General features: G+C 63.5%; 22 protein-coding genes and 1 pseudogene. 11 read left to right on the top strand and 12 right to left on the bottom strand.

Going from position 1 to position 20,850, the window contains the following annotated elements; genetic code table 11:
• Positions 1-36: 36 nt before the first annotated feature.
• Complete coding sequence (locus tag SO156_RS08120; protein WP_498534432.1) at positions 37-339, top strand: hypothetical protein; 303 nt, start codon at positions 37-39, stop codon at positions 337-339.
• Positions 340-398: 59 nt separating this feature from the next.
• On the opposite strand, the gene SO156_RS08115 is transcribed toward SO156_RS08120, so the two are convergent.
• Complete coding sequence (locus SO156_RS08115; protein WP_498534431.1) at positions 399-983, bottom strand: TetR/AcrR family transcriptional regulator; 585 nt, start codon at positions 981-983, stop codon at positions 399-401.
• Positions 984-1,498: 515 nt separating this feature from the next.
• Here SO156_RS08115 and purB point away from each other — a divergent pair.
• Entirely contained in the window at positions 1,499-2,806 is a 1,308-nt protein-coding gene (gene purB / locus SO156_RS08110) for an adenylosuccinate lyase (RefSeq protein ID WP_498534430.1), read from the top strand.
• 141 nt (positions 2,807-2,947) lie between these two features.
• Positions 2,948-4,120: a M20 aminoacylase family protein gene (locus SO156_RS08105; protein ID WP_458147172.1), complete on the top strand. Its 1,173-nt coding sequence runs from the start codon at positions 2,948-2,950 to the stop codon at positions 4,118-4,120.
• A gap of 221 nt (positions 4,121-4,341) precedes the next feature.
• On the opposite strand, the gene SO156_RS08100 is transcribed toward SO156_RS08105, so the two are convergent.
• From SO156_RS08100 to SO156_RS08065, 8 genes are all read right to left on the bottom strand, one after another.
• Positions 4,342-6,249 carry an acyl-CoA synthetase gene (locus tag SO156_RS08100; protein WP_498534429.1) on the bottom strand — a complete coding sequence of 636 codons (1,908 nt, stop codon included), beginning with the start codon at positions 6,247-6,249 and terminating at the stop codon, positions 4,342-4,344.
• Positions 6,250-6,456: 207 nt separating this feature from the next.
• Complete coding sequence (locus SO156_RS08095) at positions 6,457-7,176, bottom strand: DUF899 family protein (protein WP_458147170.1); 720 nt, start codon at positions 7,174-7,176, stop codon at positions 6,457-6,459.
• A 126-nt stretch (positions 7,177-7,302) separates the two neighbouring features.
• Positions 7,303-7,602: a hypothetical protein gene (locus SO156_RS08090; protein WP_498534428.1), complete on the bottom strand. Its 300-nt coding sequence runs from the start codon at positions 7,600-7,602 to the stop codon at positions 7,303-7,305.
• A gap of 15 nt (positions 7,603-7,617) precedes the next feature.
• The gene (locus tag SO156_RS08085) at positions 7,618-8,058 is read right to left on the bottom strand and encodes a curlin (RefSeq protein WP_498534427.1); all 441 of its coding nucleotides are present in this window, start codon (positions 8,056-8,058) and stop codon (positions 7,618-7,620) included.
• A 40-nt stretch (positions 8,059-8,098) separates the two neighbouring features.
• The gene (locus tag SO156_RS08080; protein ID WP_498534426.1) at positions 8,099-8,443 is read right to left on the bottom strand and encodes a curlin repeat-containing protein; all 345 of its coding nucleotides are present in this window, start codon (positions 8,441-8,443) and stop codon (positions 8,099-8,101) included.
• 44 nt (positions 8,444-8,487) lie between these two features.
• Positions 8,488-8,880, bottom strand: coding sequence for a curlin repeat-containing protein (locus SO156_RS08075; RefSeq protein WP_458147166.1), 393 nt, complete (start codon positions 8,878-8,880; stop codon positions 8,488-8,490).
• Between the two features lie 138 nt (positions 8,881-9,018).
• Positions 9,019-9,405 carry a curlin subunit CsgB gene (locus SO156_RS08070; RefSeq protein ID WP_458147165.1) on the bottom strand — a complete coding sequence of 129 codons (387 nt, stop codon included), beginning with the start codon at positions 9,403-9,405 and terminating at the stop codon, positions 9,019-9,021.
• A gap of 129 nt (positions 9,406-9,534) precedes the next feature.
• On the bottom strand, positions 9,535-10,215 hold the full coding sequence (locus SO156_RS08065) for a response regulator transcription factor (protein ID WP_498534425.1): 681 nt from the start codon (positions 10,213-10,215) through the stop codon (positions 9,535-9,537).
• Between the two features lie 677 nt (positions 10,216-10,892).
• Between SO156_RS08065 and SO156_RS08060 the strand changes: the two genes are divergently transcribed.
• The 4 genes from SO156_RS08060 to SO156_RS08045 are packed head-to-tail and all read left to right on the top strand — an operon-like array spanning position 10,893 to position 14,619.
• Positions 10,893-12,323, top strand: coding sequence for an efflux RND transporter periplasmic adaptor subunit (locus SO156_RS08060; protein WP_498534424.1), 1,431 nt, complete (start codon positions 10,893-10,895; stop codon positions 12,321-12,323).
• Positions 12,320-13,042, top strand: a complete 723-nt coding sequence (locus SO156_RS08055) for an ABC transporter ATP-binding protein (protein ID WP_498534423.1) — start codon at positions 12,320-12,322, stop codon at positions 13,040-13,042. The genes SO156_RS08060 and SO156_RS08055 overlap by 4 nt, the downstream gene beginning before the upstream one ends.
• Positions 13,039-14,262, top strand: a complete 1,224-nt coding sequence (locus tag SO156_RS08050) for an ABC transporter permease (RefSeq protein WP_458147161.1) — start codon at positions 13,039-13,041, stop codon at positions 14,260-14,262. The genes SO156_RS08055 and SO156_RS08050 overlap by 4 nt, the downstream gene beginning before the upstream one ends.
• Positions 14,263-14,313: 51 nt before the next feature.
• A complete protein-coding gene (locus SO156_RS08045; protein ID WP_458147160.1) occupies positions 14,314-14,619 on the top strand; it encodes a response regulator transcription factor in 306 nt (101 codons plus the stop codon).
• A gap of 68 nt (positions 14,620-14,687) precedes the next feature.
• Here SO156_RS08045 and atzD read toward each other — a convergent pair.
• Both atzD and SO156_RS08035 read right to left on the bottom strand, forming a co-directional pair.
• A pseudogene (atzD, locus tag SO156_RS08040) lies at positions 14,688-15,811 on the bottom strand (cyanuric acid amidohydrolase).
• A 183-nt stretch (positions 15,812-15,994) separates the two neighbouring features.
• A complete protein-coding gene (locus SO156_RS08035) occupies positions 15,995-16,210 on the bottom strand; it encodes a hypothetical protein (protein ID WP_458147158.1) in 216 nt (71 codons plus the stop codon).
• 220 nt (positions 16,211-16,430) lie between these two features.
• On the opposite strand from SO156_RS08035, the gene SO156_RS08030 reads away from it, so the two are divergent.
• A complete protein-coding gene (locus SO156_RS08030; protein ID WP_458147157.1) occupies positions 16,431-17,237 on the top strand; it encodes a Crp/Fnr family transcriptional regulator in 807 nt (268 codons plus the stop codon).
• Between the two features lie 182 nt (positions 17,238-17,419).
• Here the strand turns inward: SO156_RS08030 and SO156_RS08025 are convergent, their stop codons facing one another.
• Entirely contained in the window at positions 17,420-17,977 is a 558-nt protein-coding gene (locus SO156_RS08025) for a cytochrome b (protein ID WP_498534422.1), read from the bottom strand.
• Positions 17,978-18,150: 173 nt separating this feature from the next.
• On the opposite strand from SO156_RS08025, the gene murI reads away from it, so the two are divergent.
• From murI to SO156_RS08010, 3 genes are all read left to right on the top strand, one after another.
• Entirely contained in the window at positions 18,151-18,948 is a 798-nt protein-coding gene (gene murI, locus SO156_RS08020; protein ID WP_498534421.1) for a glutamate racemase, read from the top strand.
• Between the two features lie 59 nt (positions 18,949-19,007).
• Positions 19,008-19,781 (top strand): HpcH/HpaI aldolase family protein, encoded by a 774-nt coding sequence (locus SO156_RS08015; RefSeq protein ID WP_458147154.1) that lies wholly within the window; start codon positions 19,008-19,010, stop codon positions 19,779-19,781.
• A gap of 228 nt (positions 19,782-20,009) precedes the next feature.
• Complete coding sequence (locus SO156_RS08010) at positions 20,010-20,789, top strand: acyltransferase (protein WP_498534511.1); 780 nt, start codon at positions 20,010-20,012, stop codon at positions 20,787-20,789.
• Positions 20,790-20,850 lie beyond the last annotated feature (61 nt).

The following is a 20,850-nucleotide window of genomic DNA, read 5'->3' as shown; positions in this document are numbered from 1 at the left end:
CGGCTCCAGTTAGTAACGCAGTGGAGGAGTAACGCCATGAGCAAGGCTAATCATAAGACAGCCCATCCCCCGATCATTACCGTAGGCGAACTCATCGACGAGCTCTGCCGCCTGCCGGATACGGCTGCAGTCAGCTTCCGCTGCCCCATGCTCGAACAGGAGCTGACTTTCTACCGCCTTCGAAAACGCGCAAAGGGAATCGTCGAAATCGAGGTCAATGCCTATCCCGAAAGCCCGCCAGTTGTGCCATCGACCGCCGACACCATCCCCGCGCGCAAAAAGCCCGTTCATCCGGTTGCGCTTCACGACGGCCCCCTCGCCCACAAGGCCAGAGGGTGAGAGGCACACCGGTAGATTGGTCTCTGGTGCGCCAGAACGAGATGACGGAGCGTTGCCCCTTACGACTTCAGTCCGCGCAGCACTAGTGCGAGCAGCGTATCGACGCGCGCGGGCAGATCAGCGTCCTTCCACTCGTCGGCGTGGGCGGGATGGTGATAGCGGCTGGTCGCATCAAAAATCGCGCGCGCGGTGACATTGGTGTCGGCTGCGTCGAACACGCCTTGCTTCACGCCGTCGGCCAGGATCGCCGACATCTGCTCGACGAGGCCGTCCTTGTGGCATTTCACCGCCGCGCAGGCCTCGCGCGCGAGCGTCAGATAAGTCCGGAACATCTCGGGATCGTCGCAGACGCGCTCGCGCTTGGCGGCGAACAACGTCCGTAGCCAGGCCTCGAGCCGCGCCGGCGCGGGCCCCGTATCCTGGGCGATCTTGCGCAGCGGCGCATCCATGCGCTCGAGCCAGCGCTTGGCCACGGCCTCGCGCAGCGAGGCCTTGCTCGGAAAATGGCGATAGACGCTGCCATGGCTCACATCGAGCGCGCGGGCAACGTCGACCACGGTGGCCTTGGCAAGCCCATAGCGCCTGAGCACGTCCTCGGTGACTTCGAGGATGCGCTCCGGCGTCAAGACAACCGCTTCGTTCATGCCAGCACCAAATTTCCGCCCTGGGTTTATTTATCCGGCGAAAGTCCTCTTCCGAAGCCCCTCGCCGGTCGTTTCGGAAAGCTCTCGCCTTAATGAGGCAGTTTTGCAGCCTGCGCCGCGATCTGGCGCGCCACCAGGACATTGAGCCAGTGCCCGATCTGCCCGGCGATACTGATGATTTCGGTCGTCATTGTCGTAAGTCTCCACTTCGTCCCGACCCACCCTCTTCGTTACGGCCCATAGGTCCCTTTGTTTCGGACCCGGGCCCCGGGATGGAGCCGCGGGACGCCCAATCGGAGCGTCCGAGAACGGATATACACCTTTCGATAACAGATTTCAATATCTGTCAGTCAGCTTTTCGTGATTGACAGTCCATCCGAAAAGGGCCGGCTATCCCCGGTTTGCCAGACCTGGACGTTTGTTTCGCCCTGCCCGCTCTGCTAAATCGCGGCGTAAAAAACATTCTGGCCGGTGTCCGCGCCCTCGGGCGCGCCCGCCCCACCTGGAGCCTAGCGATGATCCCCCGTTATACCCGCCCGGAAATGGCCTCGATCTGGGAGCCGCAGACGCGGTTCAAGATCTGGTTCGAGATCGAGGCGCATGCGGCGGACGCTCTCGCCGAGCTCGGGACGATCCCGAAAGAAGCCGCCAAGACGGTGTGGGACAAGGCTCGCAACGCCACCTTCGACGTCGCTCGCATCGACGAGATCGAACGCGAGACCAAGCACGACGTCATCGCCTTCCTCACCCACCTCGCCGAGATCGTCGGCCCCGAGGCACGCTTCGTCCACCAGGGCATGACCTCCTCCGACGTGCTCGATACCTGCCTCAACGTCCAACTCACCCGCGCCGCCGATCTGTTGCTCGCCGATCTCGACAAGGTGCTTGCAGCGCTGAAGAAGCGCGCCTTCGAGCACAAGATGACGCCGACCATCGGCCGCAGCCACGGCATCCATGCCGAGCCGGTGACGTTCGGCCTCAAGCTCGCCTTTGCCTATGCCGAATTCTCGCGCGCCAAGGAGCGCCTGATCGCGGCACGGAAGGAAGTCGCGACCTGTGCAATCTCCGGCGCCGTCGGCACCTTCGCGCAGATCGATCCGCGCGTCGAAGAGCATGTTGCGAAAGCCATGGGACTGGTGCCGGAGCCGATCTCGACGCAGGTGATCCCGCGCGATCGTCACGCGATGTATTTCGCCACGCTCGGCGTGATCGCCTCCTCCGTGGAGCGCCTCGCCGTGGAAATCCGCCACCTTCAGCGTACGGAAGTGCTGGAAGCCGAGGAGTTCTTCTCGGAGGGCCAGAAAGGCTCCTCCGCGATGCCGCACAAGCGCAACCCGGTGCTGTCGGAGAACCTCACGGGTCTGTCGCGCATGGTCCGCGCCTATGTGACGCCGGCGCTGGAAAACGTCGTGCTCTGGCACGAGCGCGACATCTCGCACTCTTCTGCCGAGCGCATGATGGGCCCTGACGCCACTGTGACGCTCGACTTCGCGCTGGTGCGCCTCGCCGGCCTGATCGACAAGCTGCTGGTTTACCCCGCCAACATGCAGAAGAACCTCGACCGCCTCGGCGGTCTCCTGCATTCGCAGCGCGTGCTGCTGGCCCTGACGCAGAAGGGCGCGAGCCGCGAGGACGCCTACAAGCTCGTGCAGCGCAACGCCATGCCGGTCTGGCGCGGTGAAGGCGACTTTTTGCAGCTCCTGAAGAAGGACGCCGAGGTGAAGAAATATCTCTCGGACGCCGAGATCGAGGAGCAGTTCGACCTCGGCTATCACCTCAAGCACGTCGACACGATCTTCAAGCGCGTGTTCGGGGAGAGCTGATTTCACCGTCATTCCGGGTTCACGCGCGTCGCGCGTGAACCCGGAATCTCGCGCCACAATCTCCGGATTCCGGGTTCGAGGCTTCGCATCGCCCCGGAATGACGCTATCCTCGGCAATCCAACAAGAAACGGACCCTGCCCATGCCCGTCATCAATCGCGTCGCCGCCCTGTCTGATGAAATGGCCGCCTGGCGCCATGACTTCCACGAGAACCCCGAGTTGCTCTACGAGGTGCACCGCACCGCCGGCATCGTCGCCGACAGGCTGCGCGCGTTCGGCTGCGACGAGGTGGTGACCGGCATTGGCCGCACCGGCGTGGTCGGCGTGATACGCGGCCGCAAGGCTACGTCTGGCAGGACGATCGGCCTGCGCGCCGACATGGACGCGCTGCCAATCATGGAGACATCGGGCGTGCCGTATGCCTCGAAGGTACCCGGCAAGATGCACGCCTGCGGCCATGACGGGCACACCGCCATGCTGCTGGGCGCCGCAAAGTATCTCGCCGAGACCCGCAATTTCGACGGCACCGCGGTCGTGATCTTCCAGCCTGCGGAAGAAGGCGGCGGCGGTGGCAAGGCGATGGTCGACGACGGCCTGATGACGCGCTGGGGCATCCAGGAGGTCTATGGCATGCACAACATGCCGGGTCTTCCCGAAGGCCATTTCGCCACGACGCCGGGCGCGATGCTTGCCTCTTCCGACAACATCCAGATCACCGTTCACGGCAAGGGCGGCCATGCCGGCGCCACCCCGCACAAGGCGATCGACAGCGTCCTGATCGGATCGCAGATCGTCAATGCGCTGCAATCGATCGTCGCGCGCAACGTCGACCCGCTGAAATCCGCCGTCATCTCGATCACGCAATTCCACGCCGGCACGGCGTTCAACATCATCCCGGAGGTCGCCGAGCTCAGCGGCACGGTGCGCACGCTGGATCCGGAAGTGCGTGATCTCGTCGAGCGTCGCATCGGCGAGGTCGCCGACAGCGTGGCGCGCGCCTATGGCGGATCGGCCGAGACGAAATACAGCCGCATGTATCCGGTGACGATGAACCACGCGCGCGAAGCCGGCGTTGCCGCCGAGGTCGCCCGCGAGATTGCCGGCGCCGATCGCGTCAACGAGAAATTCATACCGATGATGGGCGCCGAGGACTTCTCCTTCATGCTGGAAGCGCGTCCGGGCGCGATGATCCTGGTCGGCATGGGCGACGGCAACGAGTGTCACCATCCTGCTTACGTCTTCAACGACAACATCCTCGGCCACGGCGCGTCCTATTGGGTCCGCCTGATCGAGAAGACAATGCCCGCGGGCTAGGCTGTGTGCTTCGTAGGGTGGGTTAGCTCTGCGGCTACGCGAAGCGCAGTCCGCCGGGCGTAACCCGCCGCCTCTTCAGCTTCCGCGGAAATAGACTTGGCGGGTTACGCTTCGCTAACCCACCCTGCATGTCACGCGGCGCCGGATAGTCGCGTCGGTTCCGGAACTCGTAAGCTCCGGGACCTCAACTTTTTCTTGCGACTATCTCGCCGCAAAGAAGCCTACGCGTGCACCACCTCATGCCGCATCACGAATGGTGCCAGCAGCTTGTGCACCTCGCCTGCGATCTCGTCGCGTTTGCCTTCCGGCACATTCGCAATCGTCACCGTCGCGATCGAGCCGTGGCTGCCATGCGCACCGACTTTCACCTTGCAGTCGATGCCCGTCTCGGTGAGCGGGGTGAGCACCTTGGCAAACACGCGCTGAGCTGCGTCCCAGCGCAGCTGAGGCTTGAACACCTTGCCGACGCCGGTGACGGGCATCGGATCGATCGGAATGATCTGCACGGGCACGGCGGCGCGCTCGGGCGTGCGCTCGCGCACCCAGGTTTCCAACTCGCCCGGCTCGACCTTGGCACCAGACTTGAGCTGCACGTAACCGACGGGGATCTCGCCGGCATAGGCGTCGGGCTGGCCGACCACGGCAGCAAAGCCGACGGCCGGATGCTGGAACATGATTTCCTCGATCGGCGCGGGATCGATGTTGTGGCCGCCGCGGATCACGAGATCCTTGGCGCGGCCGGTGATCCAGAGATGGCCGTCCGCATCGAGCCGGCCGAGATCGCCGGAATTGACCCAGACCTCGTCGACGAACGCGCCCGTGTTGTGGGCATCGTTGAGATAGCCACCGAACACGCCAGGCCCGGCCATAATCACGACGCCGATCTCATCCACGGCGCAGTCGCGCTCGAGCCGCCCCTCGGCGTCGAGTTGGACGATGCGCACCTGCGCATAGGGCATCGGCAGGCCGACCGAGCCGAGGCGGATGGGCCGGTCCGGATAGGCCATGGTATGCACACTCGAGGTCTCGGTCATGCCGTAGACCTCGACCACCGGGAGCTTCAGCTTGTCCTGGATCGCGGAGCCGACCGCGACCGGGATCGCCGAGCCGCCGCCGGCGGCGAATTTCAGGCTCGAAAGGTCGGCACCACCCGGCGGCACGGCAAGCGTTGCCGCAAGCACGGTCGGCACGCTCGATAGCGCCTCCGGCTTGAAGCGTTCGACGAGCTGCCAGATGTTCTTCACCGCATTGGGATTGCGCCAGCCGGACGGTGACAGCACCACGATGCACCCGCCGCACGCGAGCGTCGTCAGCACCTGCGTCAACGAGCCTCCGACGTGAAACAGCGGCATGCCGAACAGCAGATTGCCGCCCGGCTTCGACTTCAGGAGCAGGTTGAGGCCCCAGGCCTGGTAGACCTGGTTGGTGTGGGTGTGGCGAACGAGCTTCGGCGTGCCAGTAGTGCCGCCGGTGTGGAAATAGGCCGCGATGTCGCCGCCTGCAATCTTGCGGCCGCTGACGAGCTGGTCCGCCGGCTGTACCTTGATGAGATCGTTGAAGGCGAAGATGCCGTTCGCGGGATCGCCGCCGCCACCGACCTGCACGATCGCCTTGAGGCGCTTCAGGGACGGACGGATCTGCTCAACCTTCTGCCAGATGTCGGTGCCAGGCACGGGGCCGAGCGCGACCAGGATCGTGGTATTGGCGGCCTCCAGAATCTCCGCGATCTGATGCGGCTCCAGCAGCGGATTGACGGGATTGGCGATGCCTGTGGCCTCTGCGGCGAACAGGGTCACGAAAGCGTCGGGCAGCAGCGGCAGCATGAAGCTGATGACGTCGTCCTTGCCCGCACCCAGCGCGTGAAACATGTTGGCGGCTTGCGTGACGCGCGCGACGAAATCCCGGTGCGAGATGACCAGCGGCGCATCGGCGGGATCGGCATTGGGCAGAAACTGGATCGCGGGCGCATCCGGATTTCTGGCCGCCCCGAGCCTGATCGCATCATAGGTGCTTTCGGCTGCGATGCGCTCCGCGTAAGGCACCCGCTCCAGCGTCCGGACCTGCTCGTCCGTGGCCAATTCCGGATAGTCCTCGCCGATGATCCGATCGAGCGCGTGAATGCCCGCCATCCCGTCCGTCCTCCCTCGTGTCTGGTGCCGCCTGGACTCTTTGGGTTTTGCTTTCAGGCGGGGCTCGATCCGCCCGCGCGGATCAAGAGCGGACAGAATGATCGATGATTTGGCCGCCGTCCATGCCCCGATCGCTCGCCGGTGACAGGACAGGCGCCCACCGCCACCGGAATCGCTCCAATATGGCGGTTCGGACGCACGGGGCGGTTAATCGTAGTTCACCTTGGGAAAGAAATCGCCACGGCCTTCCGGCGTCATGTCCAGGAGGCCCCAGAGCGGGTCGACAAGATCGCCGGCACGATGATGCTGATTTGCAACCGGCGGCGCATAGGCCATCTCAGAGCCCCAAGAGTGCCTGATCGCCCCGTCGCTTTTCTTGAACACGTTGAAGATCGTCTCGTCCCAATTCTCGTTGTCCGGCACGCGATGCTGCGTGCGCATTCCGGCGGACAGCTTCAGAGTATCGCCGAAATAATCGGCGTCGTAGGAATTGCCGGCCGTCGAGAGCAGCAGAAGATGATTCCAGCCGCGCTCGTGTGCCCAGGCCGCAAGACGCGCTATCGGCGATTTGGCAACTATGTACATCGCGGCGCGCTGGCCGATATGCCTCGCCGCACCATCGAGCCCGTCGAGCAAATGCGTGCACCCCGGACATGGCAGCGCGCTTTCCGGTCCGTACATGAAGCTGTACAGGATGAGCGTGTTGCTCGCCCCGAACAGCTCGGACATCCTTACCTTCTCCGGCATGCTGTTCTTGCCGATCCGCTCGAACAGGTAGTCCTCGGGTACTTCGCCGCCGAGCGGCAGCGCGCGACGTTTGGCCGCGACGGCCTCGATCTGCGCACGGAGTGCCATCTCCTCCTCGAGAAGCGCGTTCCGAGCCGCACGATATTCACCGGTCTCATTGGGATAGCGCAGATGCTCCATCGCCACCTCCGGATGCTGCCGCGGTCCAACAGGATTGACGGGCTCAACGTCCCAGCGACAGCCGGGTTCCGGACGCGCCGGCGCCATCTCTCGTTGGATGCCAGGCATCAACGCATGGCTCGGTCTTCACTGCCCGGAGAGGCTCCGCAACCATTCGCGCAAGGCGGGCGGGAGGTCCGCCGGATTGGTGCTCCGGGTCACGACCGCAGTGTTCCCGCCGCTCTTGCGGTAGACGGTCGTGCGCCCGGGCTCTTTCTCGATCCGCACATCGGCTTGCACGGGATCGCCGCTCTGGGTGATCACCGTCTGGCCGTTGGCATCCTGCACGATCGTCGTATGGCCGTCTCCATCGCTGCCTGCCGACGCCGGCCCGGTTCCGCCCGACACCATCATCACCACTCCCGTTGCAAACAGAACGAGTTTCATGCGCGCCTCTTGCAATCACCGCCCGAACTGGAAGATGGCTGCCCAGTTGAAGCGGCCGGCCTGACTGACGGCGCCGGTGTTCATGTCACCGACCTGCACGAGCAGCGTATCGGTGACATTGCCCATCTGCATGACCTGCGTCGTGTTGCTCGCGCCAAACTGACCGATCGCAGCGCTGGTCTGCATGACGTTAGCATAGTTGGTTGCTCCGTTTTGGATAATCGTTGCACCAACCGGACCAGCACCGCCGAGTTCGAACACCTGCACGAAGTTGAGCTTGCTGCCGTTTTCCTCGACCACCACCGGATTCTGATCATTGCCGAACCCGAAGATCGTCTCGACGTTGACCTTGTCGTTGGACAGCCCGCTCTTGATCGTGCCGGCGGACGCTGCCGTACTCGCCGCGATCGCGGCGGCGATCGTGGTCGCCGCCCAAATGTGACTACGCGATCTCATGAGATCTTTCTCCCGGCAGTTCCGAACGGGGGTTCGGATCTCACGGACTGGTCTGGGTGACGTGCGACGTGTTGTTCAAGCCGACTTGGCCAGCGAACGCGGAATTCAAGCTCCCGAATTGGGAGAGCGAAGCGCTGTTCGTTCCGCCAAATTGCAGGATGCCGGTTGCGTTGTTATTTCCGTTCTGGGTGACGGTCGCGCTGGTCGTGCCACCGACCATGAATATGCCCGCCATGTTGGTCGAGCTGCTCTGGTTCAACACGACCGGCGGTCCGTTGAGCGAGACGATCGTCTTGATGTCGGCGCTTTGTGCCCGGGCCGGGCCGCTCGCTGCGCAACAGGAGACGAGAGCTGCCATCGCAGCGATCAGAAGATGCTTGTTCATCACATGCCTCCACAATGATGCCGAGATCTCGGCACGACCTCACGTCACGGAGCTGCCTGCAGGATGGTCGAGCCGTTCAGGATCCCGAGCTGGCCGACGGCGGCCGTGTTGTTCAGGCCAATCTGTCCGATAAGGCTCGTGTTGGAGCCGCCGACCTGACCCACACCGGCAGTGTTGGTCGCAGTAGGCGTCGTGCCCCCCTGTCCAATCGTCGCCGAATTGACCGAGGACAGTGATCCCAACTGCACGCTCGTCGCCTGATTGGTCGCACCGAATTGCAGCGTCGTCGCGGTGTTGTTCACCGGGCCGCTCTGCGTCGTGGACGAGGCATTCGTGGTACCGAATTGCAACACGCTGGCCGTGTTGTCCGCTTTGGCTTCGACAGAGGTCAGCGCACCGAGCATGACGGCCGTCGCAATCAGATAATTGATCCGCATATGAAATCCTCCGCAGTAGTAAACGGGCAGTAGTAACTGGTCGGTCCGGCGTTTCATCAACAGGCCAGATCGCAATGATTTCGAGCAAGGCCCGGGCGCGCCCGCGCTGTGACGCGCCCAGGGAGGTACGGGGCTGGCTTAGTGCTGCGTAATGGAGCTGAGGTTCAGGCCGCCGCCGATCTGCCCAACGGCAGCGAAGTTGTTCGGCGCGCCGCCGATCGAGAACTGGCCGATCGAGCTGGTGTTGTTGCCGGTCGCAACCTGTCCGGTGATGGCTGCGTTCGCGGCGCCGACCTGGGTCACCGAGCTGGCGTTGTTGAGCGAAGGCGTAGTCGTGCCTTGCAGGGTGAGCGCGCCATTCGCGAGGCCGATCTGAGTGGTGGTCGAGCTGTCGTTCACGTGGCCCTGCTGGTTCACGGAGGAGCCGTTCACGAGGCCGAGCTGGAAGGTGGTCGCCGTATTGTCGGCGCGGGCGCCGGCGGTGAGGGCGATCAGTGCGGCGGAGGCAAGAATCAACTTACGCATGGAGTATCCCTTTCGTGCCAAGGTTAGCGGTGAGCGATGTCGTATGCAAAACTCTGCGACATCATGCGGGATACTCTGAACCGTCGACGCGGCGCTTGATAGACTGAGGTTCATGCTAGTCCGGACGGACTAGATGCCGCGTGCGAATTCGGCTCCATTCAATGCAACTGCGCCTTGACGTGGCGTCGCAACGTTCGGCCTGATGCTGTCGACGAGTCTCACCACCTCGATGGGTGAACGCAGCTGTAGCTTCCGCATCATGCGCGCGCGGTGCACCTTCACCGTCACCTCGCTGACATTCAGCCTTGCCGCGATCTGCTTGGCGACAAGCCCCTCCGCCATCAGCAGCAATATGTCGCGCTCGCGTACCGTCAGCTCCTCGAAGCGACGCCGGGCTTCGCGCACGATGAACTCGCGCTCAAGCCGCCTGCGGTCGCGTTCCACGCCGAGCCGCACCGCATCGAGAAACTCCTGCTCACGAAACGGCTTGGGCAGGAATTCCACGGCGCCGCGCTTCATCGCTTCCACCGAGACGCGGATGTCCGAATGGCCGCTGATGAACACGATCGGAACCGAGACTCCGGAGTCGGCCAGCGTTCGCTGCAGATCGAGTCCGGTCGGCGACGTTCCGGGAAAGCGAACGTCGAGCACCAGGCACGACGGACCGTCGGAGAGCTCCTCGACCGAGAATTCGTCGGTCGAGCCGAACAGCTTCACATCGAGGCCTGCGTCCTGGCAGAGATCTGCAAGGGCACTCCTTATTTGTTCATCGTCGTCGATCACGTAAATCGTTGCCCGGCTCGTACCCATGACTTAAAGGCTCCTTGTCCAACAACTTTTGGTCGTGAGAACCGATCTGCGCCGGGTTCCCTCACACGCAATCAACGAACCATCCTAGTGCAGCGGCGTGACATTGCTGTGGGCCAGATCACAGCTGTGGGCCAGATCACACTTCCTGCCTTCCCTCCGATGCGACGGATCAGTGACAACGCGCCGCAGGTGCGGGCGTCGAAACGCTCCGTCGCATTCGACGGGTGGTCATTGTTCTCGATCTTGCGTGAGCTCACGGCATCGCCGCAGACATGACGCAGCGTTGTAGATGCGGAAGGCCGAGCTTCCCTGCGACGAATGTGCTGAAGCCGCTGCCGTGTCGCACATGTATTCATGGTGCGCTCTCGTACACGAGCAGAAATCAGTATGATCCGACTGGCGCGTGCCACCTCCACACCATAGCACATCCTACAATTAGTGATTGAAAAAGATCGATTCCAGGGTCACATCGAATCCCGGAGTATATCGATCGTCCCAAAAGTGGCGGATCGACGCCCCACAACTTGACGTTTGTTTCATGGAGCGCACACGTCCAGAGGCCTAGAACCGACGACATATTGCTGGACCGTCAAGCGAAAGCGCAGGAATTGCTACCTGTGCGTTAGGGTGCGAATTGTGCCTGACGGTCTCCTTTTTATTAAGGCCGAGGTTTCAATATGCGTTTTGTGCCAATCCTCGTTGCGTTGGGTGGCGTCTCCGCACTTGCGGTAGCTTTTGCCATCGATCCCGCGGCTATGCGCTCTTCGGCCGACTGGATCGCAAACGAAGCCGGACACGCCTATCGCTCAAGCGCGAAGACCATCCTGCCCGCTGCACGCGAAACGCCGATCTTCCGCTCAGACGCGCCGATGTTCCGCTACGCCTCGATCCAGCGCGGCAGCATCGAGCAGACAATCACGGTGACCGGTGCGCTTCAGCCCGTGAAGACGATCGAGGTGGGCTCGCAACTGTCGGGACAGATCTCAAAGGTCTACGTCGACTTCAACGACAACGTGCGGAAGGACCAACCGCTGGCACAGATCGACCTGCGGAGCTTTGCGGCCAAGGTCGACGAAGCCAAGGCGGCGGTCGAGATGGCGCGCGCAAATGTCGAACTGGAGCAGGCCAAGCTCGACCGCGGCAAGATCGACCTGGAGAATGCCAAGGGCACGAGGGCGGTGCTGGCGGCCAAGCTCGACAGCGCCCAGGCCGTGAAGGCGTCGGCGCAGCGGACGCTCCAGCGCAAATTGGCGTTGCAGTCGCAGAACGTGGTGGCCGCCACGACAGTCGAGGACGCGCAAACCGATTTCACCGCGCGTCTCGCACAGGAGCGCGAGGCGGAGGTCCTCGTGACGCTGAACGCCTACGCCGTCGAAGGCGCCACTGCCGACGTGCGCCGGATCGAGGCCGAGCTCCAGCAGGCGAGGACGGCGGTGCCGGAGAAGCAGGCCATTCTCCGCGCCGCCGAGGCCGATCTCGACCGCACCATCATCCGCTCTCCGATCGACGGTGTGATCGTCGGTCGCTTCATCAACGAGGGGCAGACGCTCGCGGTTGGCCTCGAGGCCCGGACGAATTTCCTGGTGGCGCACCGGCTCGAGGACATGGAGATCCACGCCCAGGTCGATGAGGCAGATATCGGACGCATCGCGACCGCGCAGCGCGCGCACTTCACGGTCGATTCCTATCCCGACCGCCGCTTCGAAGCGATCGTGCGGCAGGTCCGCAAGGCGCCGCAGACGCAGCAGCACGTAGTCACCTATACCGTCGTGCTGTCGACCTCCAACCTCGACGGCGCACTGCTTCCCGGTATGACCGCGCTCGTCAAGATCGTGGTCGACCGCCAGGACGACGTTCTGAAGGTACCGGTCGCGGCGCTGCGCTTCCAGCCGAGCGGCACGCAGCCATCAACGACCCAAGGCCGGGACGGCGTATGGCTGCGCACGCCCACGGGTTCGCTCAAGCGCATCGCGGTCACGGTCGCCAGCGACGGCGCCGAGCAGGTCGCGCTCAAGAGCGGCGACCTGACGGAAGGCAGCCAGGTCGCGATCGGACAGGCGATCAGGCCTGCGGGCATGGAACTCCTCGGAATAAGGTTCGGATCATGACCGCCCTGCCCGCACTCGTCAGCCTCAGATCGGTCGGTCGCATCTACCGGACAGAAGGCGTCGCGGTGACCGCGGTGCATGATGTCAGCTTCGACATCCGGCGCGGTGAAAGTCTTGCCATCATGGGCCCGTCGGGGTCCGGCAAATCGACCCTGATGAACATGATCGGATTGCTCGATCGGCCGAGCGAGGGCGCGATCCTTCTGGAAGGTGGCGACGTCGCCGATCTGCCTGATGACCGCAGGTCCGAACTGCGCGCGCACGCCATCGGCTTCGTATTTCAATCCTACAATCTGCTCGCGCGGCACAATGCGGTCGAGAACGTGGCGCTGCCGCTCGTCTATGGCGGCATCCGCCACAAGCAGCGGATAGTGCGTGCCGAACAGTGCCTCGAGGCGGTCGGCATGCTGCACCGGGCGAGGCATTTTCCGCGGCAACTGTCAGGTGGCGAGCAGCAGCGCGTTGCGATCGCGCGGGCCCTGGTCGCCCAGCCCGCGATCGTGCTCGCCGACGAGCCGACCGGCGCGCTCGACAGCCGGACCGGCGCCGAGATTCTGGCCCTGTTCGACGCACTCCATGACGGCGGCCAGACCATCGTGATGATCACCCATGATTCCACCGTGGCCGCGCGCTGCGAACGCACCATTCGCCTGCACGACGGCGAGGTCGTCGCGGATGAGATGCGTGACCCAATGCCGAACAAGGCCTGGGCATCATGACCGCATATCAAGCCCTTCAGACCGCCCTTCACGCGCTGCGCCTGAATCCGCTGCGCAGCATCCTGACCATCCTGGGTATCGTGATCGGCGTGGCCTCGATCGTCACGGTCTTTGCCATCGGCAAGGGCGCGCAGCTTCGCGTCGAGGAGCAGATCCGTTCTATCGGCTCCAACGTGCTGATGGTCATGCCGGGCGCGGTCCAACAGGGCGCCGTTCGCATGAAAGCCGGCACCAAGCTGACGATGACCGAGGGCGATGTGCAGGCGATCCTCGATCAGATTCCGGAGATCCAGACCGCGGCGGGTTCGGTTGCGGGCACTGCGCAAGTCATCCGGGAAGCCAAGAACTGGAACACCACGATCAACGGCACGACCACCTCGCACTTCATGGTGCGCGACTGGCAATTGTCATCCGGTCGATACTTCTCCGCGGCAGAGGAAGCCGGCGCCGCAAAGGTCGTCATTCTCGGCAGTGCCGCCGCCAAAGAGCTGTTCGCGCCGGGCGACGATCCGATCGGTGCGCAGGTCAGAATCATGCAGGTCCCGCTCGAAGTCATCGGCGTGCTCGATCGCAAGGGTCCGGCGCAGGACGATGTCGCCTTCGTTCCACTGACCACCGCCAAGCTGCGCTTTCTCGGCAGCGCGAGCGGTATCAACCGGGACGCCATCGCCTATATCCTCGTCAAGGTCGCCTCCGATAGCCAGATGGCGGGCGCGACCAGCGAGATCGAAGGCCTGCTGCGACAACGGCACAGGATTCCCGTCGGCCAGGCCGACGATTTCAAGGTGCAGGATCCGGCGGCCGCCATGGAGGCGCAACAGGGCGCCATCCGCACCGTGGCGCTGCTGCTGTTCGCGATCGCTTCGGTCTCACTGCTCGTCGGCGGCATCAGCATCATGAACGTCATGATCGTTTCCGTCACAGAACGCACCCGAGAGATCGGTATTCGCCGCGCGCTCGGCGGCCGAATGCGCGATATTCGTTTGCAATTCCTTTGTGAAGCTCTCGTTCTTTGTCTTCTTGGCGGCGCCATCGGCGTCGTCGGCGGCGTCACGCTGTCGATGACGGTGGCGCGAATAGCCGGCTGGGTCACTGCGATCGACATGCAGTCGATCGGCCTCGCCGTTGGATTTTCAGCCGTGACCGGTGTGATCTTCGGATTCTATCCCGCGCACATGGCTTCCAAGCTCAGTCCAATCGAGGCGCTCAAGGTGGAGTGAGAAAAATGCTGGGATGGTCACGTCAACCTTCATGCCAGGGAGGAATTGGTCATGAATACAAGCGTACCGATCACACCTACGCCGCGTGAGCGCGAGCTCATGATGCTGATTGCGCGTGGCATGCAGAACAAGAACATCGCCTACGAGCTCAAGATCTCCGAAAATACGGTTCGCGCGCATATCGGCAACATCATGCGCAAGTACCGCCTTCAGAACCGGACCCAGATTGCCATCATCTTCGCGCTTCACGCGGCTTCGCCATCACTGCGCAGTGACCTCGTGAGTGGCTCCGGTCCAACGCTCAATTCCGCTCCTGTGTCGATTCAGCATCGCAGCGTGAACAGCGCCGCGAAGTGAACGCATTACACCGGCCGCCGTCAGCCGGCCGAACGCCGATGAGCACGGGGATACTGCCCTCGCTGCGCTCAATCGGAATCGTCAGCGACCCGTACGATGGCGGCAACGGGGCCGCCGCCCGGAGGCCCCTGATGCTCGGCCCCGCCAGAGACGTAGACGGCGCCACTTCCTGCAAGACCGCCGATCAGGCCGCCAACGGCCGCGCGGGCATGCTGCCGTGTCGCGCTGATGTCGGTATCTTCCAGCATCGTGTGGCGAAAACCGCGGACGCTGCCGGTCGGCGAGGCCTCAGCCTTGGCGAAGATATTGACGAGCTCTCGGCCCGTATCCGTTGTCGATCCCGCCTTTAGCCCCACGCTTGCAAGCGTCTCGATCACGGCAGCGGCATCGATGGCATCATGCATGACGGCATGGCCGATCTCGAACGGGCTCGCCGAAGACACCGAATTGCCGAGCACGATGACGACGTTGTGCATCAATTCGATCCCCGCCGAGGTCGAGGCCACCGAGGAAAACAGCTCGAACCGCCCAGCACGTCCTCGTCACGGATCCCGCCCTCGATCTCGCCGAGCGCCAGCGCGACGCCAAGCGCCGAGGCGCCGCGCGAATAGGCCATCGAGCTGTAGGCACTTGTCGTCACGGTCGTGTTGCCGCGCGCGAAGGCTGCCTCGACACGCTCGCTGGTCAGCAGCGGGCATTTGATCTGGACGAAATGGACGTCGTTCGGCTCGGTAATGCCGGCATCCGCCATGGCGGATGCCACCGCTTTCGCCGTTTCCCTGATCTGCGCGCCGCGGCCGAGCTCCTCGGGAAGGAAATCGCGGGTCTGTGCCATGCCGATGCTGAGCCGCTTTCCAGCAAAACCAGCCGGCGCCGGCGCGATGCTTTGGCGCGTGAAGACGGTAATGTGCGGGCTCAGCACGCCTTCGGTACCGCCCGACATCACGAAGGCGATGCGCTGCTCGACCTGATGTGGCTCGAGCCCAACATGCGGCGCGAGCGCCGTGCAGAGCGCAGCCACGGCATACTCGCGCGTAAAGTCGTTGACGCCGCCATTACCCTCGGTCTTGCCCAGGATCGCGAGGATCGCTTTCGGATCGATCTCGCCCTGCCCGATCATTTTCAAAAGGCCCGCCACGTCGCCCGGCCCTTTGGTGGCAATGCGAACGACGCCGACCAATGTTGTGCGCATGCCACCCCCCTCGCGGCGCGGCGACGCAGCAGCCGGCCGCACAACGAGCATAGTGGCCGGGAGGGGGATTTCCAGACCGTAAAATCTGCGGTCGCTTTCGTCAGGCTGTCATCGAACCGCTGCACACAATTGCAGCAGACTGCAAATCTGCTCGTCGGTCGGGTAAGGCAAGTCTCCCGGCGATCAACCGGTCCCCGTGATCTGCCGCTCCAGACGCCGTGCCGCGCGAAACTCATCCAGATGATGGATATTGGGCGCGAACGCCGCCTCCCTGGACAAGAGATGATAGACGCGCGCGACGGTTCGCTGCTTGCGCTTTGCTGCTCCCGCCGGCAAGGCGCGCGCCTTGCGGGTGGCCGCAATCGCATGCTCACGAAAATAGTCGCAAGAATCGGACATGACGGCTCACCAGACATTGCTTTTGGTGCTAACGGCCTCGAATAAGGTCCGTTCCCCCTCCCGGTCGACCGGTTTTAGGCCCGACGAGTGGGTAATTGCCGAAACCGGCGTGCGGGCTAGAATTGGCTGCTTGCATCGAATCCGCCGGTCATCTTACTCAAACGATCGATTTCGATTATCCGTATCCTAAAAGTACCGACGGCTTGAGGCGTGAGGAAATATGATGACGTCCAGCGCAGATATCTCGTCGATTTTGAACCGCATTCTCGATACGGCTGCGGACAATCTCAGGATCGCGAAGATCCTGGTGCAAATGGGCCTCGATCCCAACAACATCACCTACGACGCCCTGTTCAACCGCCTGCTGGAGATCTTCCTGGCCAACATCACGCTGGCGAATCTGTTCGCCGTCGTCGGCGCGATCTTCTTCGTCGCGACGCTTCTGATGCAGACCATGGTGCCGTTGCGGGTTGCCAACATGATCGGCTGCGCGTTGTTCGCCATCTACGGTCTGCTGTCGGGCAACACCTCGACGTTTCTGCTGTATCTTCTCTTGGTCCCGATCAACGGCGTTCGCCTCCGCCAGATGCTCAAGCTCGTCAAGAAGGCGCGCCACGCGACGCAGGGCGACATGTCGATGGAATGGCTGAAGCCCTTCATGACCGAGCGCAAATACCGCCACGGTGACACCCTCTTCAAGATCCACGACCCCGCCAACGAGATGTTCCTGACGGTGACCGGCAAGTTTCTGGTCAAGGAGATCAACATCGAGATCCCGCCTGGCCGCCTGATGGGTGAGCTCGGCTTCCTGACGCCGAACAACCAGCGCACCGGAACGGTGGAGTGCATCGAGGACGGCCAGGTGCTGACCATCACCTATGAACGGCTGCTCGAGATCTACTTCCAGGACCCGCAGTTCGGCTACTACTTCCTGGTCCTCGCCAGCCAGCGCCTGCTCGAAAACATCTCGCGCTTGCAGGACCAGCTCAAAGCGGAGCGAGCTGCGACCACCAACCGGATTGCGTGAAGGCCCCACACTCCGTCATCACGCGCACAGCACTTTCATTGTGATCGCCCGCGAAAGCCGAAAGCGGGTGATCAAGCATTCCTGTTCCTGTGACGGTGACGTGATACGGAGGAGACGCGGCGTACTGGATGCCTCGCTTTCGCGGCATGACAGCGGTGTGGGGGCACGGTCGGACCACCTACCTACCCCGCCTTCGCTTCCTCCGTCAGCATCCGCACCGCGACGCGGTCGCGGCGGATGTAGTGGTGCCAGGCGGTGGCGGCGACATGGACCACGATCAGGGCCAGCAGCACATAGGCAAACAGGATGTGGCGGTCTTCATAGGCGCGTGCCGCCTCGCGGTCGGGAGAGGTGAATTGCGGCACGTGAAACAGGCCGAAGAAGCTGGAGTAGTCGGGCGCATGCGCGCCGGAGTGGGCCCAGCCGAGCATCGCGACCAGGATCACGATGAGATAGAGCGCGGCGTGGCTGATGCGCGCGGCGAACTTCTGCCAGGGAGGGCTGTCGTCCGGCAGCGCCGGCGTCGGGTTGCCGATGCGCCAAGCCAGGCGAATGACGGTGAGCAGCAGGACCAAGTAGCCGATGTCGGCGTGGATCGAGCGGTAGAAGAAGCGGTCGGGCCTCGCCGGCACGTGGTTGACCCACCAGCCGAAACCGATCATGCCGATGATCGCAGCCGCGAGGATCCAGTGAAACCAGCGGGAGATACTGCCCCAGCCGGCATTGGTGTTTCTGATCATGTCGGCTCCCGAATTCTGCGGATGTCCCCAACTGCGGCGCAGCATGGCGCGATCTGATAGCGAGCGAACGCGATCGAGGCGATTTGAATCGTTCAAAATTGGGCTGCACCCGCGTTCGCCGCAAAAGCGCCCCAAAAACCGAATGGTAACCATGGCAGGGCTAGGGTAACCAGGTGACCGACTCCCCTACCATATTGGTGTTCGATTCCGGCCTCGGCGGGCTCACCGTGCTGCGCGAGGTCGTCGCGGCACGCCCCGACGCGCATTATGTCTACGTCGCCGACGACGCCTTCTTCCCCTACGGCCATCACAGCGAGGACGAGATCATCGCCCGCGTGGTGCCGCTGATGGGCGAACTGATCGACACGCACGATCCCGAGCTTGTCGTCATCGCCTGCAACACTGCCTCCACGCTCGTGCTGTCGCATTTGCGCGAGGCCTATTCCGTACCCTTCGTCGGCACGGTGCCTGCGATCAAGCCGGCCTGCGCGCAATCGAAGACGAGGCGTGTCTCCGTGCTCGGCACCAAGGGTACCGTGAAACGCGAATACACCCGCGCCTTGATCCGTGATTTCGCGCAAGGCTGCGAGGTGACGCTGGTCGGCTCGCCCCAGCTCGCCTCGCTCGCGGAAGCTGCGCTCGGCGGCCACGCGATCAGCGACGGCGAAATCCTCACCGAACTGAAGCCCTGCTTCGTCGGCAATCCCGACGACGCGACCGCGCGCACCGACACGATCGTGCTCGCCTGCACGCACTATCCACTGCTGATCGACCGGCTGACGAAACTTGCGCCCTGGCCGGTCGACTGGATCGACCCGGCCCCCGCGATCGCGCGCCGCGTCTCGGACCTGCTCGGTCCGCGCGCCGCCGAGATCGTGCAGACCGGTGCGGAAATGATCTTCACGTCTCGCCGATCGCACGGCCTCGGCCCTGCACTGACGTCATTCTTCGGCGGGCGCATCCCGGCCTGACTTCTCGCGGGCATACTGCGCTGCTAGGTTGCGCCGCTCCTATCCCGCAGGTTCTGGCCATGTCAGCCACATCAACGCCGCTCAACCGTCTCCGCCAGCTCTGGCGCGAAGGCCGTCCGGCCTTCGGAGCGATCGCGACCATTCCGAGCGTGCAGACCGTGCAGATCATGGCGCGGTCGCTCGACTGGATCATCATCGATCTCGAGCATGGGCCGATCGGGCTCACCGAAGCACATGCTATGATCGCGGCCACCACGGGGACGCCATGCACGCCGCTGGTGCGCATCGCCGCCAACGAGCCCTGGCTTGCCAAGGCCCCGATGGACATCGGCGCCTTCGGCATCAATTTCCCGATGATCACCAGCCGCGAGGAAGCCGAAAAGGCGGTGCGCAGCGTGCGCTATCCGCCGCGCGGCGATCGTCTCTGGGGTCCCTTCCATGCGCCGTTCCGCTGGGGCCAGTCGATGCCCGACTACATGGCTTCAGCCGACGACGAGATGCTCTGCATGATCACCATCGAGCATGTCGATGCGGTCAATCGCATCGACGAGATCATGGCAACCCCAGGGATCGATATCGCGGTCATCGGTCCCGGCGATCTCGCTACCTCCATCAACAAGCGCGGCCAGATGGACGACCCCGAACTGTTGGAGCTGATCGCCCGGGCCGAGGCCGGCATTCTCAGAAGCGGCGTGCCGATCGGCGGGGCGGCGCGCACCACCGATCAGGCCAATCGCCTGATCGATCGCGGCTACCGCGCCATTGCGCTCGGCTTCGACTGGTCGCTGTTCCAGCGGGGTATCATGGCGGCGTTCGAGGGTATCAGGCGGTAGGCCGCCCTTCGCGCGATTCTCAAGGTCGATTGTGGGCGACATCAAATTATCCATTTAAGGCATTGAAATGACATGATTTTACCGAATTCATCAACCTTCTTCTGAACCGGAGGAAGTCATGATTCTTGCACCCGCTGGCTCCAAGCCGGCTGGTTCATGCTAGATCAGGGCAGTGGGCGGACCATCGACTCGCCATATCAATTTGAGCCCCGCGGAAACCCGAGGACGATGCGCGGTAAATCCAGGAAAATCTCGCTGCTGCGGCGCATGGTGTTCGACCTCATGCACGCCTCGATGGGCGTGCCCTTCGTCTCGCTGTCGCGGCCGCTCCAGATCCGTCCCCTGCTTGAGGCCCGGGCCAGCGCAAAGGTGCCGGCCGGCTGGGCCGCGATCTTCGTCAAGGCCTTCGCGCTCGTCGCCAGGGACGAGCCGATCCTGCGCACCCTCTATGCCAAATGGCCGTGGCCGACCTTCTATGAGCTGCCCAAAAGCGTGGCGATGGTGGCGGTCGCCCGCGTCGTGGACGGCGAGGAATGCGTGGTGGCGCAGCGGATTGCCGGCCCGGACGGCCTGCCGCTGGCCGAGATCGACGTCCTGATCCGGCATGCCAAGGAGGCCCCGCTCAAGGACGTGCCGATGGTTCGCAAGATGATGCTGGCGATGCGCCTGCCGCTGCCGCTGCGCCGGCTGGCCTGGCTGATCGGGCTCAATTTCGGCCGCCAGCGCGCCAGCTTTTTCGGCAGCTATTCGGTCACCTCCGTCGCGGCCTATGGCGGGGGCGAGCTAAATGCCATCACGCCGGGGCCGTTTATCCTGAGCTATGGGGTGGTCGAGCCGGACCAGACCATCAATGTCGTCCTTCGCTGGGATCACCGGATTACCGATGCCGCCCCGATCGCCCGGGTCTTAACCAAGCTGGAACAGGTCCTGAACGCTGAAATCGCTGCCGAATTGCGCGGCGGCCGGCAGGCTGCCGAACCCAAGCCGATCCGGGCCGTGGCGACGTAAAAGATTGACAGGACGGCCCGATTTCTCCTAAAAGCCGCCTGCTCGCGGGCCGGTTTCGGCC

Source organism: Bradyrhizobium sp. UFLA05-125 (assembly GCF_059803515.1).
This window is presented reverse-complemented; position numbering and strand designations above follow the sequence as displayed.

Coding starts and splice junctions, on each gene's coding strand:
- SO156_RS08050 (WP_458147161.1), top strand. CDS start 13,039: ATGACCGCATATCAAGCCCTTCAGACCGCCCTTCACGCGCTGCGCCTG.
- SO156_RS08070 (WP_458147165.1), bottom strand. CDS start 9,405: ATGCGTAAGTTGATTCTTGCCTCCGCCGCACTGATCGCCCTCACCGCC.
- SO156_RS08055 (WP_498534423.1), top strand. CDS start 12,320: ATGACCGCCCTGCCCGCACTCGTCAGCCTCAGATCGGTCGGTCGCATC.
- SO156_RS08085 (WP_498534427.1), bottom strand. CDS start 8,058: ATGAGATCGCGTAGTCACATTTGGGCGGCGACCACGATCGCCGCCGCG.
- SO156_RS08115 (WP_498534431.1), bottom strand. CDS start 983: ATGAACGAAGCGGTTGTCTTGACGCCGGAGCGCATCCTCGAAGTCACC.
- SO156_RS08010 (WP_498534511.1), top strand. CDS start 20,010: ATGCGCGGTAAATCCAGGAAAATCTCGCTGCTGCGGCGCATGGTGTTC.
- SO156_RS08030 (WP_458147157.1), top strand. CDS start 16,431: ATGATGACGTCCAGCGCAGATATCTCGTCGATTTTGAACCGCATTCTC.
- SO156_RS08045 (WP_458147160.1), top strand. CDS start 14,314: ATGAATACAAGCGTACCGATCACACCTACGCCGCGTGAGCGCGAGCTC.
- SO156_RS08075 (WP_458147166.1), bottom strand. CDS start 8,880: ATGCGGATCAATTATCTGATTGCGACGGCCGTCATGCTCGGTGCGCTG.
- SO156_RS08060 (WP_498534424.1), top strand. CDS start 10,893: ATGCGTTTTGTGCCAATCCTCGTTGCGTTGGGTGGCGTCTCCGCACTT.
- purB (WP_498534430.1), top strand. CDS start 1,499: ATGATCCCCCGTTATACCCGCCCGGAAATGGCCTCGATCTGGGAGCCG.
- SO156_RS08035 (WP_458147158.1), bottom strand. CDS start 16,210: ATGTCCGATTCTTGCGACTATTTTCGTGAGCATGCGATTGCGGCCACC.
- SO156_RS08100 (WP_498534429.1), bottom strand. CDS start 6,249: ATGGCGGGCATTCACGCGCTCGATCGGATCATCGGCGAGGACTATCCG.
- SO156_RS08065 (WP_498534425.1), bottom strand. CDS start 10,215: ATGGGTACGAGCCGGGCAACGATTTACGTGATCGACGACGATGAACAA.
- SO156_RS08090 (WP_498534428.1), bottom strand. CDS start 7,602: ATGAAACTCGTTCTGTTTGCAACGGGAGTGGTGATGATGGTGTCGGGC.
- SO156_RS08105 (WP_458147172.1), top strand. CDS start 2,948: ATGCCCGTCATCAATCGCGTCGCCGCCCTGTCTGATGAAATGGCCGCC.
- SO156_RS08120 (WP_498534432.1), top strand. CDS start 37: ATGAGCAAGGCTAATCATAAGACAGCCCATCCCCCGATCATTACCGTA.
- SO156_RS08095 (WP_458147170.1), bottom strand. CDS start 7,176: ATGGAGCATCTGCGCTATCCCAATGAGACCGGTGAATATCGTGCGGCT.
- SO156_RS08080 (WP_498534426.1), bottom strand. CDS start 8,443: ATGAACAAGCATCTTCTGATCGCTGCGATGGCAGCTCTCGTCTCCTGT.
- SO156_RS08015 (WP_458147154.1), top strand. CDS start 19,008: ATGTCAGCCACATCAACGCCGCTCAACCGTCTCCGCCAGCTCTGGCGC.
- SO156_RS08025 (WP_498534422.1), bottom strand. CDS start 17,977: ATGATCAGAAACACCAATGCCGGCTGGGGCAGTATCTCCCGCTGGTTT.